The sequence below is a fragment of the Pseudomonas sp. ICMP22404 genome (assembly GCF_006227205.1).
In the GTDB taxonomy this organism is placed as follows: Bacteria; Pseudomonadota; Gammaproteobacteria; order Pseudomonadales; family Pseudomonadaceae; genus Aquipseudomonas.
Window position 1 is genome coordinate 126,934 of the sequence record NZ_VCNG01000016.1, and the last position, 20,907, is coordinate 147,840.

Annotated in this window: 13 protein-coding genes; 10 read left to right on the forward strand and 3 right to left on the reverse strand. The window is 62.7% G+C overall.

The genetic code is table 11. The features are described 5' to 3' along the window. The first annotated feature begins 206 nt into the window (after positions 1–206). Positions 207–1,673, forward strand: coding sequence for a D-alanyl-D-alanine carboxypeptidase/D-alanyl-D-alanine-endopeptidase (gene dacB, locus FGE05_RS24100; RefSeq protein ID WP_139648899.1), 1,467 nt, complete (start codon positions 207–209; stop codon positions 1,671–1,673). A gap of 143 nt (positions 1,674–1,816) precedes the next feature. On the opposite strand, the gene FGE05_RS24105 is transcribed toward dacB, so the two are convergent. Both FGE05_RS24105 and rlmKL read right to left on the reverse strand, forming a co-directional pair. Then, positions 1,817–4,201 carry a GGDEF domain-containing protein gene (locus FGE05_RS24105; protein ID WP_139648901.1) on the reverse strand — a complete coding sequence of 795 codons (2,385 nt, stop codon included), beginning with the start codon at positions 4,199–4,201 and terminating at the stop codon, positions 1,817–1,819. 141 nt (positions 4,202–4,342) lie between these two features. Next, on the reverse strand, positions 4,343–6,628 hold the full coding sequence (gene rlmKL, locus FGE05_RS24110; protein WP_139648903.1) for a bifunctional 23S rRNA (guanine(2069)-N(7))-methyltransferase RlmK/23S rRNA (guanine(2445)-N(2))-methyltransferase RlmL: 2,286 nt from the start codon (positions 6,626–6,628) through the stop codon (positions 4,343–4,345). Between the two features lie 533 nt (positions 6,629–7,161). On the opposite strand from rlmKL, the gene rmf reads away from it, so the two are divergent. Then, on the forward strand, positions 7,162–7,377 hold the full coding sequence (gene rmf / locus FGE05_RS24115) for a ribosome modulation factor (protein ID WP_003223300.1): 216 nt from the start codon (positions 7,162–7,164) through the stop codon (positions 7,375–7,377). A 318-nt stretch (positions 7,378–7,695) separates the two neighbouring features. On the opposite strand, the gene FGE05_RS24120 is transcribed toward rmf, so the two are convergent. Beyond that, on the reverse strand, positions 7,696–8,715 hold the full coding sequence (locus FGE05_RS24120; protein WP_139648905.1) for a quinone-dependent dihydroorotate dehydrogenase: 1,020 nt from the start codon (positions 8,713–8,715) through the stop codon (positions 7,696–7,698). 243 nt (positions 8,716–8,958) lie between these two features. Between FGE05_RS24120 and FGE05_RS24125 the strand changes: the two genes are divergently transcribed. The 8 genes from FGE05_RS24125 (at position 8,959) to cobA (ending at position 20,732) form a co-directional block, all read left to right on the forward strand. Further along, positions 8,959–10,170 carry a CmpA/NrtA family ABC transporter substrate-binding protein gene (locus FGE05_RS24125; protein ID WP_139648907.1) on the forward strand — a complete coding sequence of 404 codons (1,212 nt, stop codon included), beginning with the start codon at positions 8,959–8,961 and terminating at the stop codon, positions 10,168–10,170. Positions 10,171–10,183: 13 nt separating this feature from the next. Next, on the forward strand, positions 10,184–10,759 hold the full coding sequence (locus tag FGE05_RS24130) for an ANTAR domain-containing response regulator (protein WP_139648908.1): 576 nt from the start codon (positions 10,184–10,186) through the stop codon (positions 10,757–10,759). Positions 10,760–11,094: 335 nt separating this feature from the next. After that, positions 11,095–12,306 (forward strand): NarK/NasA family nitrate transporter, encoded by a 1,212-nt coding sequence (locus tag FGE05_RS24135; protein WP_139648910.1) that lies wholly within the window; start codon positions 11,095–11,097, stop codon positions 12,304–12,306. A 9-nt stretch (positions 12,307–12,315) separates the two neighbouring features. Beyond that, entirely contained in the window at positions 12,316–13,986 is a 1,671-nt protein-coding gene (locus FGE05_RS24140; RefSeq protein WP_139648912.1) for a bifunctional protein-serine/threonine kinase/phosphatase, read from the forward strand. A 495-nt stretch (positions 13,987–14,481) separates the two neighbouring features. Next, complete coding sequence (nirB, locus tag FGE05_RS24145; RefSeq protein WP_139648914.1) at positions 14,482–16,935, forward strand: nitrite reductase large subunit NirB; 2,454 nt, start codon at positions 14,482–14,484, stop codon at positions 16,933–16,935. Further along, a complete protein-coding gene (gene nirD, locus FGE05_RS24150; RefSeq protein ID WP_024776753.1) occupies positions 16,932–17,249 on the forward strand; it encodes a nitrite reductase small subunit NirD in 318 nt (105 codons plus the stop codon). The genes nirB and nirD overlap by 4 nt, the downstream gene beginning before the upstream one ends. Then, a complete protein-coding gene (locus FGE05_RS24155; RefSeq protein WP_139648916.1) occupies positions 17,249–19,966 on the forward strand; it encodes a nitrate reductase in 2,718 nt (905 codons plus the stop codon). Before nirD ends, FGE05_RS24155 begins: the two co-directional genes overlap by 1 nt. Before the next feature lie 10 nt (positions 19,967–19,976). Continuing rightward, the gene (cobA, locus tag FGE05_RS24160; RefSeq protein WP_139648918.1) at positions 19,977–20,732 is read left to right on the forward strand and encodes a uroporphyrinogen-III C-methyltransferase; all 756 of its coding nucleotides are present in this window, start codon (positions 19,977–19,979) and stop codon (positions 20,730–20,732) included. Positions 20,733–20,907: the final 175 nt, after the last annotated feature.

Sequence of the window (20,907 nt, forward strand, 5' to 3'; positions counted from 1 at the left end):
GCCGGCACTTTACCAGTTTGGTGCAACGATTGCCCGGTTGATCGGGCGTATCGACCTACCGTCGGTAAAAAATTGCCTCATCAGAGGCTCAGGCACGGCCCATGCCGGTGCGCCTTGGGGCATAATGCCGACACTTTCTTGACCGTTGAGGACGTTCATTTTCATGTCCTCGTTTTTTCCCCCTCGCCCGTAGGGTTTTATTACACATGATCAAATCTTTGCGTCCACTGCTTCTGGCCAGCCTTCTTCTTCCCCTGGCCCTCCCTGTTTCCACCAGCGCCGCTACGATCAACACCGCCCTGTCGCCCAATGTGCAGAAGGCCCTCAAGACCAGCAAGTTGCAAGACGACGCGTTGTCCCTGGTGATGGTGCCACTCAATGGCCCCGGCACCCCGACCATCTACAACGCTGACGTCTCGGTCAACCCGGCCTCCACCATGAAACTGGTGACCACCTACGCCGCCCTGGAAATGCTCGGCCCCAATCACCAGTGGAAGACCGAGTTCTACACCGACGGCACCCTTAGCGGCGGGATCCTCAACGGCAACCTGTACCTCAAGGGCGGCGGCGACCCCAAGCTGAACATGGAAAAACTCTGGCTGCTGATGCGCGACTTGCGGGCCAACGGCGTCCAGCAGATCACCGGCGACCTGGTGCTGGACCGCGGTTTCTTCATCCAGCCGCAATTGCCGGAGTTCAACGACGACGGCAACGACGAGAACAAGCCTTTCCTGGTCAAGCCCGACTCCCTGCTGGTCAACCTCAAGGCGCTGCGCTTCGTTGCCCGCAATGATGGCGGCCGGGTGTTGGTGTCGGTGGAGCCACCGATTGCCAGCATCCATATCGACAACCAGGTCAAGGCGGTCAATTCCAAGCAATGCGCCGGAGGTGTGCGCTACAACCCGGTGCCACAGGCGGACGGCAGCGTGACCGTGACCGTCGGCGGGCAGTTGGGCGATGGGTGCAGCTCCCAGACCTACCTGTCGCTGCTGGACCATGCCACCTACACCGCTGGCGCGGTGCGGGCGATCTGGAAGGAACTGGGCGGCAGCATCCAGGGCAAGGACCGTCTGGCCGCTACCCCGAGCAACGCCAAAGTGCTGGCCCGGGCGTTCTCCCCGGACCTGGCGGAGATCATCCGCGACATCAACAAATACAGTAACAACACCATGGCCCAGCAGTTGTTCCTGAGCCTCGGCGCGCAGTTCCGCAACGAAGCCGACGGTGACGACGCCAAGGCCGCGCAACGGGTCGTGCGCCAATGGCTGGCCAAGAAAGGCATCACCGCACCGCACCTGGTGATGGAGAACGGCTCCGGCCTGTCCCGCGCCGAACGGGTCAGCGCCCGGGAAATGGCGGCGATGCTGCAAGCCGCCTGGCGCAGCCCCTATGCGGCCGAGTACATCAGTTCGATGCCGATCGCCGGCACCGACGGCACCATGCGCAAACGCCTCAAGACCACGGCCATGGCCGGCGAAGCCCACATCAAGACCGGCACCTTGAACACCGTGCGCGCCATTGCCGGATTCAGCCGTGACATCAACGGCAACACCTGGGCGGTGGTGGCGATCCTCAACGATCCAAAGCCATGGGGCGCTTCATCGGTGCTGGACCAGGTGCTGCTGGACCTGTACCGCCAGCCGAAACTGCCGCAGACGGCGTCGGTGCTCTGATCCAAGCTTGCTCGCGATAGCCGCCATTCAACTGGCATGCGTGGGGCTGAGCTGCTCGCGATGACGGTGGATCAGTCCAAACAGCCGTCAACTGACACGCCCGCTATCGCGAGCAAGCTCGCTCCCACTCGTTCACCGGTCGTTTACCCCACCTGCATCTCGACCCGATCCCGACCGGCCTGCTTGGCCGCGTACACGCCCGAGTCGGCCCGCAACAGCAGGGCATCCGCGCCCTCCCCGGCGCGCCAGCTGGCGATGCCGAAGCTGGCGGTGACAATCCCCACATCTTCGATCTCCGTACCCCGCAGCCCCTGCCACAACCCAATGGCCAAGGCATAGGCACTTTCACCATCGGTGTCAGGGCACAGCACCACGAACTCTTCACCGCCCAGCCGACAGAAGACGTCGGTACGCCGCAAACGCTGGGTAACGCGCTGGCAAACCGCTTGCAACACCCGGTCACCCACCGCATGGCCATGCTGGTCATTGATACGCTTGAAGTGATCGATGTCGAGCATGATGACCGACAGATCCCCGGAGCCGCGTTCGACCCGGATCATTTCCGAGTTCAGGCGCTCCTGGAAATAACGCCGATTGCGAATACCGGTCAAGGCATCGGTCACGGACAATGCTCGCAACTCTTCTTCCACCCGCTTGAGATCGGAAATATCGGAGATATAGCCGTGCCATAACACGCCACCGCCTGGCAGTTGCTCGGGCGTCGCCTCGCCACGCACCCAGCGCAGGCCGCGCTGTGGCAGTTGCACCCGATACTCTTCGCGCCATGGGCTCAGGGTGTCGGCCGAGGCACGGATAGACGCCCGGACCCGCGCGTTGTCCAGCGGATGGATACGGGAGAAGACGACCTCCGCGTTCTGGACCAGCACATTGGGCTCCAGTTCGTAGATGTCACGAATGCCATCGCTGGCATAGATCACACTGAAGCGGCCGTTGAAATCCATTTTGAACTGATAGATGCCGCCCGGCACGTGAGCACTGAGCTTCTTCAACAGCAAGTCCCGGGCCGCCAGGGCCTCGTGGACGCGCTTGCGCTCGGTGATGTCGATGCAAATCGCCAGGTGTCCGACCCAGAGCCCCTGATCGTCGAGCACCGGCGTGGCCAGCATGTTCACAGTCAAGTGACTGCCGTCACGCCTTACCAGGGTCCACTCCCGAGCCTGCTGGCCGCCCGCCTCGCCGCCCTCCAGCAGCATCGCGTGGCAGGTAGGAATCGGCTTGCCGAATCGGGCGCCAAGCTCTGCGGCCCGGGCCTGGAGTTCCCGGGGCACGTGGAGACTCTCGAGGGTCATGCTCTGCAGGACTTCGCAGCTTTGATAGCCCAGCATCTGTTCGGCGCCAGCATTGAATGTGGTGATGACGCCACGCAGGTCCGTGGCGATGATCGCAACCTGGGTCGCGGCATCCAGCACACCGCGCAACTGGCCGTGGGTACCCCGTAGCTCCTGTTCCCGGGCGCGCAGCTCCTGGGTACGTTGTTCCACCAGTGTCAGGGCCCGTTGGCGCTGGCTGACCAGGACGTAGAGTAAGGCACTGAGCAGGAAACTGAGCAAACCGCCCAATACCACCAGGCTCGACATCGTGGAATGGTTGGTCGACAGGAAGATGCGGCTGGGCCGCAACTCTACCCGGTAGTCGTGATCCGCCAGGCGCAACACACGGATCGCCGCCAGGTCACTGTCCCCCGGCGGCCCGGGAGAATCGAACAGCACCTCCTCCTGGTCGGCATCGGACAAGTCCAGGACCCGCATCGAAAGATTGTCATGACCGGCCGTCGGCAGGCCGTCGCCCACCAGTTGGCGCATGCTGATGGCCGCCACCACGTAACCGAAAGGCTCCGTAGAAGAGGCCCGGGTGACCGGCGCCACCAGCAACACGCCACGGACAAAGGCCGGATCGGTCCCTACCAGGTCCAGCGGCTGCGATACCGCCAGGCTGTTCTGTTGACGAGCCCGCTCGAGCACGGCGCGGCGCAATGGATGGGAAAGCAGGTCGAAACCCAGCGTTGACTCCTGGGACCCCTGGCATTGCACATAGAGGATCGGTGCGTACTCGTCCCGTTCTGCGGCCTGCCGCAAGCCGCCTGAATCGTCCACTTCACGGATGATGAAAGGGTTGATTCGTTTATTCCGTTCCCGTTGTTCGAAAGCCTGCCGCTCGTCGCGAAACACTCGTGGCGCCCAGGCGAAGGCCTGGGTACGCCGCAACAACGGTTCGGCATAGCCGTGGAATTCTTTCTCGGAAACCGCCGCCGAATTGGCAAAGAAACGCCTCAGGCTGTCGAGGCGCTGCTCCTGCTCCTGGAGTCTTTCCTCGATACGGCTGAAGCGCTCCTCCGCTTGCAGCTCGAAGCGCTGGCGAAGTTGCTGGTTGAACAGGCTCATCATCGCCCAGCTCACCAAACCGGTCAGGAACGTGCCAGCCAGGAAGACCAGTGAAGCCACCAGCCAGGCCGATACATCTTCGCTGATAAAACCCAGGATCCTGGGACGCACCGGATGCAATGCCATAGGACACAACTCGAAAAAGGGGCAGGCGTCGGTACAGCCCTGGCCACAGCCTAGTTATAGCTATTAGCCATCACTTTGACCAGCCCTAAAATCGGCTGGAAGCCTTGATTTACAAGGCTTCGTGGATCCAATCGAAAAATCTCAACGAGCCATGATTTTCCAGGCACGGTGGATCTTGCTGTTGCGGGCAAAGTCCGGATCGATGGTTGCTGCGGTGATTTCCTCCACTGCGTAGCGCTCGCCGAGGTTGTCCTCGAGCTGGAACTTGCGGAAATTGTTGGAGAAATACAGCACGCCTCCCGGCGCCAGGCGAGCCATGGCCAAGTCCAGCAACTGGACGTGATCGCGCTGCACATCGAACACGCCCTCCATGCGCTTGGAGTTGGAGAAGGTCGGCGGGTCGATGAAGATCAGGTCGTATTCGTCACGGCTAGCTTCAAGCCAGGCCATCACATCGCCCTGCTCCAGGCGGTTCTTGTCGGAAAAACCATTGAGCGACAGGTTACGTCGTGCCCAGTCCAGATAAGTTTTCGACAGGTCGACGCTGGTGGTGCTCCGGGCTCCTCCCTTGGCGGCATGGACGCTGGCGGTCGCGGTGTAGCAGAACAGGTTGAGGAAGCGCTTGCCGGCCGCCTCCTTCTGGATCCGCAGGCGCATCGGCCGGTGATCGAGGAACAGCCCGGTGTCCAGGTAGTCGGTCAGGTTGACCAGCAGCTTCACGCCACCTTCATTGACCTCGGTGAACTTGCCCTGGGCACTCTGGCGCTCGTACTGCTTGGTGCCGCTCTGGCGCTCGCGACGCTTGATCACCACGCGGCTCTTGTCGACATTCAGCGCCTGGGGAATGGCCGCCAAGGCATCGAACAGCCGTGCCGAAGCCTTTTCCGGATCGATGGATTTTGGCGCGGCATATTCCTGCACGTGCACCCAGTCGTGATAAAGGTCGATCGCCATGGAGTATTCCGGCATGTCGGCGTCATAGACCCGATAGCAGTCCACGCCTTCGCGCTTGACCCATTTGCCCAACTGCTTGAGGTTCTTTTGCAGGCGATTGGCGAACATCTGCCCGCCTTCGCTCAAGCGCGCCTGCTCGACCACAGGCGCGGGAGCGGGGGTCGGCTTGATCGGGTTGCCATTCTTGTTGTATTGGCGCTCTTGCGGTACCTCAAGCGCCTGTCCCTGCTCTTCCTGGTCAAGGCGGGCTTGCTCACGCTCGGCCTGACGCTGTTCCGGAGTGCGACGCTCGCCGGTGACAAACTGGTCCGGCAGCACCTTGATCAGCAGCAACTTGCACGGCAAGGCACCGTTCCAGAAGGAATACTGCTTGTGGCTGCGGATGCCCATGCGCTTGCCCAGGTCCGGGGCGCCGGTGAACACCGCCGCCTCCCAGTTCAGGCACGCCTGGCGCAGCCGCTCGCCGAGGTTCTGGTAGAGGTAAAGCAGGCTGGCCTCATCGCCCAGGCGCTCGCCGTACGGCGGGTTGCAGATGACCAGGCCTTTCTGGTTCTGGTCCGGACGCGGCTCGAACGTAGCGACCTCGCCTTGATAGATCTTGATCCACTCGCTCAGGCCGGCACGCTCGACGTTGTTGCGACCTGGCTGGATCAGCCGTGGATCGGCTTCATAACCGCGAATCCACAGCGCAGGCTTGGCCAGCCCGGCGGCGGCGCGGGCAGTGGCTTCTTCGTGGAGTTTCTTCCACAGCGCCGGCACATGGCCCAGCCACGCGGTGAACCCCCACTGCTGACGACGCAGGTTCGGCGCCATGTCGGTGGCAATCATGCCCGCCTCCACCAGGAAGGTACCGACGCCGCACATCGGGTCGGCCAGGGCGCCGCCTTCAGCGGCGATGCGCGGCCAGCCGGCACGGATCAGGATGGCGGCGGCGAGGTTCTCCTTCAGCGGCGCGGCACCTTGCTGCAGGCGGTAACCACGCTGGTGCAGGCTGTGACCGGACAGGTCCAGGGAGAGGATCGCTTCACCGCGGTCCAGGCGCAGGTGAATACGCAGGTCCGGGTTGAGCTTGTCGATGGAAGGCCGCTCACCCGAGGGGGTACGCAGCTTGTCGACGATAGCGTCCTTGACCTTCAAGGCGCCGAAGTGGGTATTGTCGATGCCCGAGCCGTGACCGCTGAACTCGACCGCCAGGGTGCCATCGGCCAGCATGTGGTCCTGCCAGTCGACGTCCAGCACGCCGTGGTACAGGTCCTCGGCGTCTTTCATCGAAAAACGCTTGAGGACCAGCAACACGCGGTTGGCCAGCCGTGACCATAGGCACAGGCGATACGCCGTCTCCATGTCGGCCACGCCGCGAACGGCCGAGGTGTGCTCGCGCGCCTCTTCAAGGCCAAGCCCGATGGCTTCCTCGAGAAGCAGGCCTTCGAGGCCCTTGGGGCAGGTGAGGAAGAGTTCGAAACGATCGGACATGGGGAGTTCCAGAGCCTTTGGCTAAGTGGACCGGGGCAACGCGTTGCCGGGTCAGGTTCAATCAGGTGCTTTTCTCAAGAGCACCCGGTGGCACGAAAGTGTGCCGTCCCACCCTCGCCGCTCAGGTTAAAAGAGCTTAGATGCGGGGGCAGATAAAAAATTCGGTGTAACAAATTGATGAAAAGTCACCCCTTTCGTCGAATAGTACCCGAGTGCAACAGGGGGACATTCTCATCCGAGAAAAGACAGCGCCGTTCAACGCAGGGCCGATCATACAGGGGTCTTGCTCAAAAGCGGACGCTGAACACCCTGTTACTTATCGCCCTAACGTCTTTATTGTTACGTGCTTATGACAAAACGATCATTCCATCCATGTGACGCTTTGGTTAGAACTCAACACAGGTTGACGCCACAACGGCGCCAACACCTTGGCTCGTCACGCCGGCAACGAGCCACCAACGGCAGAATGATTCTGCCCCGGCCTCAACAGAGGCCGACGCGAAGTAACAGTCAACAAGTGAGGGCAATACCCTATGAGAAGACTTAAGCGTGATCCGTTGGAAAGAGCATTTTTACGCGGTTACCAATATGGTGTTGGTGGTAAATCCCGTGAGCTTTGCCCCTTTACTCTACCGTCGGTACGTCAAGCCTGGATCAATGGCTGGCGAGAAGGACGCGGCGACAACTGGGACGGTATGACCGGCACTGCGGGTATCCACAGACTCAACGAACTTCACGCCGTCGGCTGACACAGGGCTCAATACTCAGGAACTCGACAACTTCGATCCACACACCGATTTAACCACGCGCGTCCCATCCGGACGGCGGGCTACGGCCCAGGGGCTCCTTCGAGGAGCCCTTTTTAATGCCCATCGGAAACTAGTTGCGAACACTGTTGTGGCGAGGGGATTTATCCCCGCTGGGATGCGCAGCATCCCTCTTCGATGTATGAATTGATGAAGGTGTTTCGGTCGTGCGATTTTGGGGCTGCTTCGCAGCCCAGCGGGGATAAATCCCCTCGCCACAGATAAATCCCCTCGCCACAGAAGTATCTGACAGCCGCGAAATCAGCCCAACGCCGCAATCGCATCCACCGACTCGCGAATCAGCGCCGGCCCCTTGTAGATGAAGCCGGAGTAAATCTGCACCAGGCTCGCACCCGCGATGATCTTCTCGGCGGCATGCCGTCCCTCGGTGATCCCGCCCGCGGCGATGATCGGCAAGCGTCCCGCCAACTCCCCGGCCAGCACTTTCACGGTGTGCGTGCTCTTGTCACGCACCGGCGCACCGGATAACCCGCCCGCTTCGTCACCGTATTCCAGCCCTTCGACCCCTTCGCGGCCCAGCGTCGTGTTGGTGGCGATCACCGCGTCCATGCCGGTCTCGACCAGCGCCTGGGCCACTTGGGCGGTTTCTTCATCGGTCATGTCCGGCGCGATCTTGATCGCCAACGGCACATGCCGGCCATGGGTCACCGCCAGCTCGGCACGACGCTGGGCCAGGTCGGCCAGCAGTTGCTTGAGGGAATCACCGAACTGCAGGCTGCGCAGCCCCGGGGTGTTCGGGGAGCTGACGTTGACGGTCACATAGCTGGCGTGGGCATAGACCTTGTCCAGGCAGATCAGGTAATCATCGACGGCACGCTCCACCGGCGTGTCGAAGTTCTTGCCGATGTTGATGCCTAGTACGCCCTTGTACTTGGCGGCAGCCACGCGGGCCAGCAGATGGTCGACGCCGAGGTTGTTGAAACCCATGCGATTGATGATCGCCTCGGCTTGCGGCAGGCGAAACAGCCGTGGCTTGGGGTTGCCCGGTTGTGGCCGTGGCGTGACGGTGCCGATTTCCACGAAACCGAACCCCAATTGCGCGAAGCCGTCGATGGCCGCGCCGTTCTTGTCCAGACCCGCCGCCAGCCCGACCGGGTTGGGGAACTGCAGGCCCATCACACTCACCGGCAATGACGCCGGCGCCTTGCACAGCAGACCATTGAGGCCCAAACGTCCGCCCGCGCCGATCAGGTCCAGGGACAGATCGTGGGAGGTTTCCGGGGAAAGTTTGAACAGCAGTTCACGGGCCAGGGTGTACATGGGCGGCTTTGACTCGGGCGACGAAATGAGGCGGCGATTATAGCCGCGCAACAGCGGCTCAAGCGAGGCGCCTGCACAAAACAGCGTCGATGGCATATGCCTTGCACCCTTTTCGCTCATCGGCGCTCATGCCAACGACGGGATGAGTGCCACACTGTTTTTAGAGGACAACGGCGTCGTCATCCGGCCATGCTCTGGCATTCGTCCGGGTACGGCGCTTTTTTACGTGGAAGGTGATGCCCGATGAATGAAGTTCCAGCCACTCCCCTGGCCTGGGTCAATGGCAGCGACGCTCCGGAAAAAAGCGTGATCGATCTCGGCTTCATGGCCTTGAGTGACTGCGCCCCGGTCGTGGTGGCCGCCACTCAGGGCTTCGCCCAACCCTACGGCCTGACCTTGAACCTCAAGCGCCAGAGCTCCTGGGCCAATCTGCGGGACAAGCTGGTCAGCGGTGAAATCGACGCGGCCCATAGCCTGTACGGCCTGATCTACGCCGTGCACCTGGGCATCGGCGGTGTCGCGCCGACCGACATGGCGGTGCTGATGGGACTGAACCAGAACGGTCAGAGCATCAACCTCTCCCACGGCCTGCAGGCGATGGGCGTGACCAGTCCTGAGGCACTGGAGCGCCATGTGCACCAAACTCGCTCGAAACTGACCTTCGCCCAGACATTCCCCACCGGCACCCACGCGATGTGGCTCTACTACTGGCTCGCCGCCCAGGGCATCCATCCCTTGTCGGATGTCGACAGCGTGGTGGTTCCGCCGCCGCAAATGATTGCGCACTTGCAGGCTGGGCGCATCGACGGGCTCTGTGTCGGCGAGCCCTGGTGCGCCAGCGCAGTGAAACAGAACCTCGGCTTCACCCTGGCGACGACCCAGACCATCTGGCCCGATCACCCGGAAAAAGTCCTGGGCTGTACCCGCGCGTTCGTCGAGCAATACCCCAACACGGCGCGCGCGCTGGTGATGGCGATCCTCGAAGCCAGCCGTTTCATCGAACAGAGCACCGAGAACCGTCGCAGTACCGCCCAACTGTTGAGTGCCCCCGAATACCTCGACGCCCCGCTGGACTGCATCGAACCCCGTCTGCTGGGGATCTACGCCGATGGCCTGGGCAACAGCTGGCAGGATCCCCACGCCATGCGTTTTCATGGCAACGGCGAGGTGAACGTGCCCTACCTGTCCGACGGCATGTGGTTCATGACCCAGTTCCGTCGCTGGGGCCTGCTGCGGGAAGACCCGGACTACCTGGCCGTGGCCAAGGAGGTCCAGCAACTCGAGCTGTATCGCCAGGCGTGCACGGCGCTGGGCATTTCATCCACCTTCCAGGCCATGCGCAGCAGCCAGTTGATCGACGGCACCACCTGGGACGGCTCGGATCCGGCCGGGTATGCCCGCCGCTTCAAACTGCACGCCTTGAGCGATGCGGCTCCCCTTTTCGCCAGCCGCTGACAGGAGCCCGACCATGCTGCGTATCCTGCTGATCAACGACACCGCGAAGAAAGTCGGCCGTCTCAAGGCCGCCCTGGTGGAGGCCGGGTTCGACGTCATTGACGAATCCGGGCTGACCATCGACCTGCCGGAACGCGTCGAAACAGTGCGTCCGGATGTAATCCTGATCGATACCGAGTCACCCGGCCGGGATGTCATGGAACAAGTGGTGCTGGTCAGTCGCGACCAGCCACGACCGATCGTCATGTTCACCGATGAGCACGACCCGGGTGTGATGCGCCAGGCAATCAAGTCGGGGGTGAGCGCCTACATCGTCGAAGGCATCCACGCCGCGCGCCTGCAACCGATCCTCGACGTGGCCATGGCCCGCTTTGAAAGCGACCAGGCCCTGCGCGCCCAGCTCCAGGCCCGGGACCAGCAACTGGCCGAACGCAAGCGCATCGAACTGGCCAAGGGCATGTTGATGAAGATGAAGGAGTGCAACGAAGAACAGGCCTACACCCTGATGCGCCGCCAGGCCATGAGTCGCCAGCAGAAGCTGATTCAAGTGGCCGAGCAGATCATTGCGATGAATGAGTTGCTGGGCTGAGGCCCCGCGGCGCCTGGCCCGGCGCTATCGCGAGCAGGCTCGCTCCCACAAGGATTCCGAGTACCGCCCAATCCACCTGTGGGAGCGAGCCGGCTCGCGATGACCTCCCCTCGATACCTGCTGTTGGCACAGATCTCGCTTAAGCATCCCTACAGGTAACCAACGGCGGTTGCCCCACCTACGACAAAGACGTCGCACACCCTTCTTGCCTCACTGGCAATCCGGGTTGCGGCGTTTTTTTGTTTTGGCTCTTCGGAGCCGGTGGTGCGACCACAGACGGCGCACTGCTCTGAGCACTGACTCATTTCTCGAGACTTTTACAGCTGAGGTGCGCGATGAATTCAAGCTTCTGGAAATCCGGCCACACCCCGACCCTGTTCGCGGCCTTCCTTTATTTCGACCTGAGTTTCATGGTCTGGTACCTGCTCGGCCCCCTGGCGGTGCAAATTGCCACCGACTTGCATCTGACTACCCAGCAACGTGGCCTGATGGTCGCGACACCGATTCTGGCCGGGGCCGTGCTGCGGCTGTTCATGGGCCTGCTGGCCGACCGGATTTCGCCAAAGACCGCCGGCATGGTCGGTCAGGTGATCGTGATCAGCGCGCTGTTCTGCGCCTGGAAACTGGGCATCCACAGCTACGAACAGGCACTGCTGCTGGGCCTGTTCCTGGGCATGGCCGGCGCTTCGTTTGCCGTCGCCCTGCCATTGGCGTCCCAGTGGTATCCACCACAACACCAGGGCAAGGCCATGGGCATCGCCGGTGCCGGCAACTCGGGCACCGTGCTGGCCGCGATCATCGCGCCGGTGATGGCCGCAGCCTTCGGCTGGGGCAACGTGTTCGGTTTCGCACTGATCCCGCTGGTCCTGACTCTGGTCATCTTCGCCTGGCTGGCCAAGAACGCTCCCGAGCGGCCGAAAGCCAAATCCATGGCTGACTACCTCAAGGCCCTGGGTGACCGTGACAGCTGGTGGTTCATGTTCTTCTACAGCGTGACCTTTGGCGGCTTCATCGGCCTGGCCAGCGCCCTGCCCGGCTATTTCAACGACCAATATGGCCTGAGCCCGGTAACCGCCGGCTACTACACTGCGGCCTGCGTCTTCGGCGGTAGCCTGATGCGGCCGCTGGGCGGTGCCCTGGCGGATCGCTTCGGCGGCATCCGCACCTTGCTGGGCATGTACACCGTGGCGGCCATCTGCATCGCAGCGGTGGGCTTCAACCTGCCGAACTCCTACGCGGCACTGGCGCTGTTCGTCTGCACCATGCTCGGCCTTGGCGCAGGCAACGGCGCCGTGTTCCAACTGGTACCGCAACGTTTCCGTCGCGAAATCGGCGTGATGACCGGACTGATCGGCATGGCCGGCGGCATCGGTGGCTTCGCCCTGGCGGCGGGCATGGGCGCGATCAAGCAGAGCACCGGCAGCTACCAACTGGCGTTGTGGTTGTTCGCCAGCCTGGGCGTCCTGGCCTGGTTCGGCCTGCACGGCGTCAAGCGTCGCTGGAGAACCACCTGGGGCTCCGCAGCCGTCACCGCGGCTCGGGTATAAACAGCGACCATGAACCTGCAATTGAGTTTTGCCGAAGCCACTGCCATCGGCCCACGGGAGGAAAACCAGGACGCCCTGCGCCTGGTCACCCCGGCCCCGGCCCTGGCCGCCAGCAAGGGCTACCTGTTCGCTATTGCCGACGGCGTGAGTCAATGCGCCGACGGCGGACTGGCCGCCCGCTCGACCTTGCAGGCACTGGCCCTGGACTATTACTCCACGCCGCAAACCTGGGGCGTGGCCCAGGCGCTGGACCGGTTGTTGCTGGCACAGAATCGTTGGTTGCAGGCCAACGGTGGCGGGCAGCCGTTGCTCACCACCGTCAGTGCCCTGGTACTGCGGGGCCGGCGCTTCACCCTCGCCCACGTGGGTGATTGCCGGGTCTACCGCTGGCACGCAGATCATCTGCAACGGGTCAGCGAGGATCACGTCTGGGAGCAGCAGGGCATGCAACATGTGCTCAAGCGCGCCCTGGGGCTGGATCAACATTTGATTCTGGATTTCCTCGACGGCGAACTGCGCACTGAAGAGACCTTCGTGTTGCTCAGCGATGGCGTCTGGGCGGTCTTGGGGGATACGGCCATTGCCGGCATCCTTCGGGACCAGCCGGACCTGAACCTCGCCGCCCAGACACTGGTGAACGCCGCGCACCTGGCCGGCAGCCAGGACAACGCCAGCGCCTTGCTGATACGGGTCGATGCACTGGGCGAAGCGAGCATCGGCGATGCGCTGATCCAACTGCAGCAATGGCCCCTTCCCCCGGCGCTGAAACCGGGCCAGGCGTTCGAGGGTTGGCAGGTCGAAGGGCTGCTCGGCCAGAGCCAGCAATCGCTGCTCTACCGGGTACACGACGGCCAAGGCCAACCGTGGCTACTGAAAACCTTGCCGGGGCAGCTACGGGACGACACCCGGGCCGGGCAGGCATTGCTGTCGGAAGAATGGTTTCTCAAGCGGGTCGCCGGAAGGCAGTTTCCGGAAGTCCACGGCGTTCCCCAGCGCCAGCATCTGTATTACGTGATGCGCGAATATCCGGGCATGACCCTGGCCGAGCTGTTCCACCAGGCCGGCGCCTTGCCATTGGCTCAATGGCTGGACCTGGCGCAGCGGTTGGTGCGGGCGGTGGGCCTGCTGCATCGACGGCAGATCTACCACCGTGACATCAAGCCGGAAAACCTGCATCTGGGGGACGACGGCGAACTGCGGCTGTTGGATTTCGGGCTGGCGTACTGCCCCGGCCTGTCCGAAGACCAGGCCAACGTGCTACCGGGCACCCCCAGCTATATCGCACCGGAAGCCTTCGGCGGTGTCGCACCGACGGCGCAGCAGGACTTGTATGCCGTCGGTGTGACCCTGTATTTCCTGCTGACCGGACACTATCCCCACGGCGAAGTCGAGGCCTTCCAGCGACCGCGCTTTGGCGTGCCGGTCAGCGCCAGCCGCTATCGGCCGGACCTGCCTGAATGGCTGGGACAAAGCCTGGAGCGCGCTGTTGCAGCGGATCCGAACGAGCGCTTTGAGACCGCCGAGGAATGGTTGTTATTGCTGGAACAGGGCGAGCGCCGCAGCTTGAGCGTCAGGCCCCGGCCACTGCTGGAAAGGGAACCGCTGAAGGTCTGGCGGACGTTGGCGCTGGTGTCGTTGGTGGTGAATATTGTGTTGCTGTTCCTGGTGTTTCATAGCTGAGATCCGGTCGCGCCCATCGCGAGCAAGCTTTGCTCCCACAGAGGATCTGCTGCCACTGGGGATCTGCTGCCACAGAGGGTCTGCTGCCACTGGGGATCTGCTGCCACAGAGGGTCTGCTGTGGGAGCAAAGCTTGCTCGCGATGGCGGCCTGCCTGCCACTACAAAGCTATCGTCTGCCACGCTCCATTACCGGGCGACACGCTTTGATTCGGTGCAATAAATCCCCTTCCACCCCCCCCCGCCCCACGCTTCCCGCAATAAATCCGTGCCTTGGAGTCACTTGGCACAACCACTGCATATCCCCTCTCAACAGACATAAAGCAACGCCTCCAACGATGAAGGCGGTGCTTCCCGAGAGAACGGGACCAGGACAAAGGCGTCCTCGCTAGCACACTAGCGGGACGCCTTTTTTTGTTTTCGTGAAAATTGCCGAGCCAGTCCGATCGCCGTGATGAGACGTGACGAAACCGGGTCTGGGCTTGCGGAGAACCCTGATGAAAAAACTCAAACTGGTGATGATCGGCAATGGCATGGCCGGGGTTCGAACCCTTGAAGAACTGCTCAAGCTGAGCAACGAGCTGTACGACATCACGGTGTTCGGCGCCGAGCCTCACACCAACTACAACCGCATCCTGCTCTCCCCCGTGCTCGCCGGCGAGCAAACCTTTGAGGAAATCGTCCTCAACGACCTGAGCTGGTATCAGGACAACCACATCAACCTGCTGCTCAACCGCAAGGTCGTGGAGATCGACCGGGTCAAGCGTCGGGTCATCGCTGAAGACGGCACCGAGGCCGAGTACGATCGCCTGCTGATCGCCACCGGCTCCACGCCGTTCATTCTGCCGATTCCCGGCCACACGCTCGACGGCGTCATCGGCTATCGCGACATCGCCGACACCCAGGCAATGATCGAAACCGCCAAGACCCACAAGCACGCCGTGGTGATCGGCGGCGGCCTGTTGGGCCTGGAGGCCGCCAACGGCCTGAAACTGCGGGGCATGGACGTGACCGTGGTGCACCTGGGTGAGTGGCTGTTGGAGCGGCAGCTGGACAAGACCAGCGGCCAACTGCTGCAAACCGCCCTGGAAGACCGTGGCCTGAAATTCCGCCTCAACGAGCAGACCCAGGCCCTCCACGACGCCGGCAATGGCCGGGTCGGCTCGGTGCAGTTCAAGAACGGTGACATCATCCCCGCCGACCTGGTGGTGATGGCGGCGGGCATCCGCCCCAACGTCGAATTGGCGGAAAAAGCCGGTATCCCGTGCAGTCGCGGAATCCTGGTCAACGACACGATGCAGACCTATGACCCGCGCATCTACGCCATCGGTGAATGCGCCAACCATCGCGGCACCGCCTACGGCCTGGTGGCCCCGTTGTTCGAACAGGCCAAGGTCTGCGCCAATCACCTCGCGCAACTGGGTTTTGCCACCTATAAAGGCTCGGTGACCTCGACCAAGCTCAAGGTCACCGGCATCGACCTGTTTTCCGCCGGCGACTTCATGGGCGGCGAAGGCACCGAGACCATCACCCTCTCCGACCCCATCGGCGGCGTCTACAAGAAACTGGTGATCAAGGATGACGTGCTGGTCGGCGCCTGCCTGTACGGCGATACGGCAGATGGTGGCTGGTATTTCCGCCAGATCCGCGAGAACGCCGCCATCGGCGAGATCCGCGATCACTTGATGTTTGGTGAGAACGCGTTGGGCGACGTCGGCCACCAGGGCCAGGACAAAGCCATGAGCATGGCCGATTCCGCTGAAGTCTGCGGCTGCAACGGCGTGTGCAAGGGCACCATCGTCAAGGCGATCCAGGAGCATGGCCTGTTCAGCGTCGATGACGTGAAAAAACACACCAAGGCCGCCAGTTCCTGTGGCTCCTGCGCCGGTCTGGTCGAGCAGATCCTCATCAACACGGTTGGCGGCGCGGCCGACGTCAAACCGAAAAGCGAAAAAGCCATCTGCGGATGCAGCGACCTCAACCACGGCCAGATCCGCCAGGCGATTCGCGACGAGCACCTGCTGACCATCGCCGGCACCATGAACTACCTGAACTGGCGCACCCCGAACGGCTGCGCCACCTGCCGTCCGGCATTGAACTACTACCTGATTTCCACTTGGCCAGGCGAAGCCCACGACGATCCGCAATCCCGACTGATCAACGAACGTGCCCACGCCAACATCCAGAAGGATGGCACCTACTCGGTCGTCCCACGGATGTGGGGCGGCGTGACCACGCCCGCGGAGCTGCGACGCATCGCCGACGTGGCCGACAAATACAGCGTGCCCATGGTCAAGGTCACCGGTGGCCAGCGCATCGACTTGCTGGGCATCAAGAAGCAGGATCTGCCCGGCGTATGGGCAGACCTCGACATGCCATCCGGCCATGCCTACGGCAAATCCATCCGCACCGTGAAGACCTGCGTGGGCAGTGAGTTCTGTCGCTTTGGCACGCAGAACTCCACCCAACTGGGCATCGAACTGGAACATGACCTGTTCAACATGTGGTCGCCGCACAAGGTGAAGCTGGCCGTCTCCGGTTGCCCTCGCAACTGCTCGGAAGCTGGCATCAAGGATGTGGGCATCATCGGTGTCGATTCCGGCTGGGAGATGTATATCGGCGGCAATGGTGGAATCAAGACCGAAGTCGCCGAGTTCTTCGTCAAACTCAAGACCGCCGAGGAAGTGCGCGAATACAACGGTGCCTTCTTGCAGTTGTACCGCGAAGAAGCCTTCTACCTCGAACGTACCGTGCATTACATGCAGCGGGTCGGCATGGAGCACATCAAGAAAGCCGTGCTCGAAGACCCGGCGCGGCGCAAGGCCCTTCATGAGCGCCTGAAGTTTTCCCTGTCGCTGGAACAGGACCCATGGAAACAGCGCCTGGAACAACCCCAGCTGAAGAAAGAGTTTGAAGTCATCCCCGTGAAGCATCTGGAGGTGCCGGCATGAACTGGCTGGATATCTGCGCGCTGGAAGACATCAATGCCCTGGGCTCGCGCATCATCAACGGCCCGAAGGGCGACATTGCGATTTTTCGTACCAGCGACGATGAAGTGTTCGCACTCGATGACCGCTGCCCGCACAAGGGAGGGCCGTTGTCCCAGGGCTTGATCTATGGCAAGCGCGTGGCCTGCCCGCTGCACAACTGGCAGATCGACCTGGAGACCGGCCAGGCCCAGGCGCCGGACGTGGGCTGTGCCCATCATCATTCGGCACGGGTCGAGAACGGCCGGGTGCTGTTGGCGCTAAGGGACGCAAGCTGATGAACCGCCAGACCACTGCCTCGACCTGCTGTTATTGCGGGGTCGGTTGCGGCGTACTGATCGAACACGACGACGAGCGCATCCTCGGCGTCAGTGGCGATCCCGCCCACCCGGCCAACTTCGGCAAACTGTGCAGCAAGGGCTCGACCCTGCACCTGACCGGTGATCTCGCCGCACGAGCCCTGTACCCCGAGCTGCGCCTGGGCAAAGGCCTGTCCCGTGCCCGAACCGACTGGGATAGTGCCCTGGAGCACGCCGCCAGCGTGTTCGCCAAGACCATCGCTGAGCACGGCCCCGACAGTGTCGCGTTCTACATCTCCGGCCAGTTGCTGACCGAGGATTACTACGCCTTCAACAAGCTGGCCCGGGCCCTGGTCGGCACCAACAACATCGACAGCAATTCCCGGCTGTGCATGTCCTCGGCGGTGGTGGGCTATAAGCGCAGCCTCGGCGCCGACGCGCCGCCCTGCAACTATGAAGACCTGGAGCTGAGCGACTGCGTCATGATCGTCGGCAGCAACATGGCCTACGCCCACCCGATCCTGTTTCGCCGCCTCGAAGAAGCCAAGTCCCGCCGGCCGCAGATGAAGATCATTGTCATCGACCCGCGGCGCACCGACACCTGCGATCTGGCGGACCTGCACCTGGCCATCCTGCCGGGGACCGATGTCGCCTTGTTCCATGGGATTTTGCATCTGCTGTTGTGGGAAGACTGGATCGATCACGATTTCATCAAGGCCCATACCGAAGGCCTGGCGGACCTGAAGAGCCTGGTGCGCGATTACACCCCCGCCATGGTTGCCCAGCTATGCGGCATCAGCGTCGAGCAACTGCATCAGTGTGCCGAAGCCATCGGCACGGCCCCCAGCTTCCTGTCGTTGTGGTGCATGGGCCTGAATCAGTCCACCGCCGGCAGCGCCAAGAACAGTGCCCTGATCAACCTGCACCTCGCCACCGGGCAGATTGGCCGCCCGGGGGCCGGCCCTTTCTCGCTGACCGGCCAACCCAACGCCATGGGCGGGCGGGAAACCGGCAGCTTGTCGAACCTGTTGCCGGGCCACCGCGAAGCCGCCAACCCGGAGCATCGCGCCGAAGTCGCCGAATACTGGGGCGTCGAGCAACTGCCCGCCAATACCGGCTTGAGCGCCATCGAGTTGTTCGAGCAGGTGCGCAACGGCAAGATCAAGGCCTTGTGGATCGCCTGCACCAACCCGGCTCAATCGATGCCGGACCAGACGGCGGTTCGGGAGGCCCTGCAGGCCTGCCCGTTCGTGGTGCTGCAAGAGGCTTTCCGCACCACCGAAACCGCCGGGTTTGCCGACCTGCTGTTGCCAGCGGCCAGTTGGGGCGAAAAGGAAGGTTCGGTGACCAACTCTGAACGGCGAATTTCCCACGTTCGCCGGGCCATTGACGCACCGGGCGAAGCACGACCAGACTGGGCCATTACCGTGGATTTTGCCCAACGCCTGGAGAAACGTCTGCGGCCGGGCCAACCCAGCCTGTTCGCCTTTGACGCACCCGCCCAGTTGTTCGACGAATACAAACAATTGACCCGGGGCCGAGATCTCGACTTGTCCGGTATCAGCCATGGGCTGATCGATCGACTTGGCCCCCAGCAGTGGCCCTTCCCTGAGGGCGCCACGGTCGGGACGGCGCGTCTGTACATGGATGGCATTTTCCCCACCGACAGCGGCCGGGCGCGGTTTGTCGCCGAACCGTATCGCGCCGCCAGGGAACTACGGGACGCGCGCTACCCGTTGACCCTCAACACCGGCCGACTGCGGGACCAGTGGCACGGCATGAGCCGCACCGGCACCGCCGCGCAGTTGTTCGGTCATGTGAATGAAGCCGTACTCAGCCTGCACCCCGACGAACTGCAGCGCCAGCGCCTGCAACCGGGCGATCTGGTCAGCCTCAAGAGTCGTCGTGGCGCGGTGATCGTGGCCGTGGACAGCGACGAAAGCGTGCGGCCCGGCCAGGCGTTCCTGCCAATGCACTGGGGCGATCGGTTCCTCAAGGGTGGAGTCAATACCCTGACCCAACCGGCTTTCGACCCCTTGTCGAAACAACCGGAACTCAAACACAGCGGCGTGCGTCTGGAACCGGTGAGCCTGCCTTGGCAGCTTTTCGCCCTGATCGAAGGCGATGTCCAACAGCATCTGGAGACATTGCGTCCGCTGTGTGAGGTGTTTGCCTACGTCAGCCTGAGCTTGACCGGCCGTGAACGTCCCGCGTTGCTGATTCGCGCCGCCAGCACCGAAGCGCCTGACCCCGCACTGCTGCAAGCAATCGACGAACAACTGGGGCTGATCGACGGACCGGTACTGGCTTACGACGATCCCCGCCGCGCCATCGGGAAACGGGTGCGGATCGAAAACGGACGCATCACCGCCATCCGCCTGGCTGGCGAAACCCTCGCCCGTCATTGGCTGCAGAACCTGTGGCTGGAAGGTCGTGCCGATGAGCAACTGCGTCGCTGGCTGCTGGCACCGTTGAGCGCACCACCAGGCAACGTCGGCGCGGCGACCGCTGGCGGTAAAACATTGTGCAACTGCTTGAACGTCAGCCAGCGTGCGATCTGCGCCGGCATTGAACGAGGGTTGGACTTGCAAGGGCTGAAACAGGAACTGGGCTGTGGCACGCAATGCGGTTCCTGCGTACCGGAAATCAAGCGTCTGCTGGTTGCCACCGCGCAACCGATGGCCGCTCTCTCGTGAGGAAAACACTATGAACGCAAAAGTCTGGCTGGTGGGTGCGGGTCCTGGCGACCCTGAATTGCTGACCCTTAAGGCCGTACGCGCCCTGCGCGAAGCCGACGTGGTGCTGATCGACGATCTGGTCAATGAGGCAGTGCTGGAACATTGCTGCGGTGCACGCATCATCGCCGTGGGCAAGCGCGGCGGCTGCCGCTCCACGCCCCAGGCCTTCATCCATCGGCTGATGCTGCGCTATGCGCGCCAGGGCAAATGCGTGGTCCGCCTCAAGGGCGGCGACCCGTGCATCTTCGGTCGGGGCGGTGAAGAGGCGCAATGGCTGCGCGAGCATGGCATAGAAGTGGAGCTGGTCAATGGCATCACGGCCGGGCTGGCAGGCGCGACCCAGTGCGACATTCCCTTGACCTTGCGCGGCATCGCCCGGGGCGTGACGCTGGTCACTGCCCACACCCAGGACGGCAGCAGCCTGAACTGGCAAGCCCTGGCACAAAGCGGGACGACTTTGGTGGTGTACATGGGGGTGGCGAAACTGAGCGAGATCCGCGAGCAACTGCTGGCCGGTGGCCTGGCAGCGGACACCCCGGTGGCCATGATCGAGAATGCCTCCCTGCCTCATCAGCGAGACTGCCGCAGCGACCTGGCCTCGATGGAGGCCGATGCAGGTGCGTTTCAACTCAAGAGCCCGGCGATCCTGGTTATCGGTGCAGTGGCCGGTGCTGCGGAACTGGCAACATCTCCATCCGAATGGCGCCAGGCCTCAGCCCTGTAACCCCTTTGCTCGCGAAGGCGGCGGTACATTCAATATTGTCGCAAGCCGACCCGCCGCTATCGCGAGCTGGCTCGCTCCCACAGGTCTTGTGTCCGCCACACAGCTATGGCACGGCGCAGCCCCCTTTGTGGGAGCGAGCCTGCTCGCGATGCGGCGGTACATTCGACATTGCCGC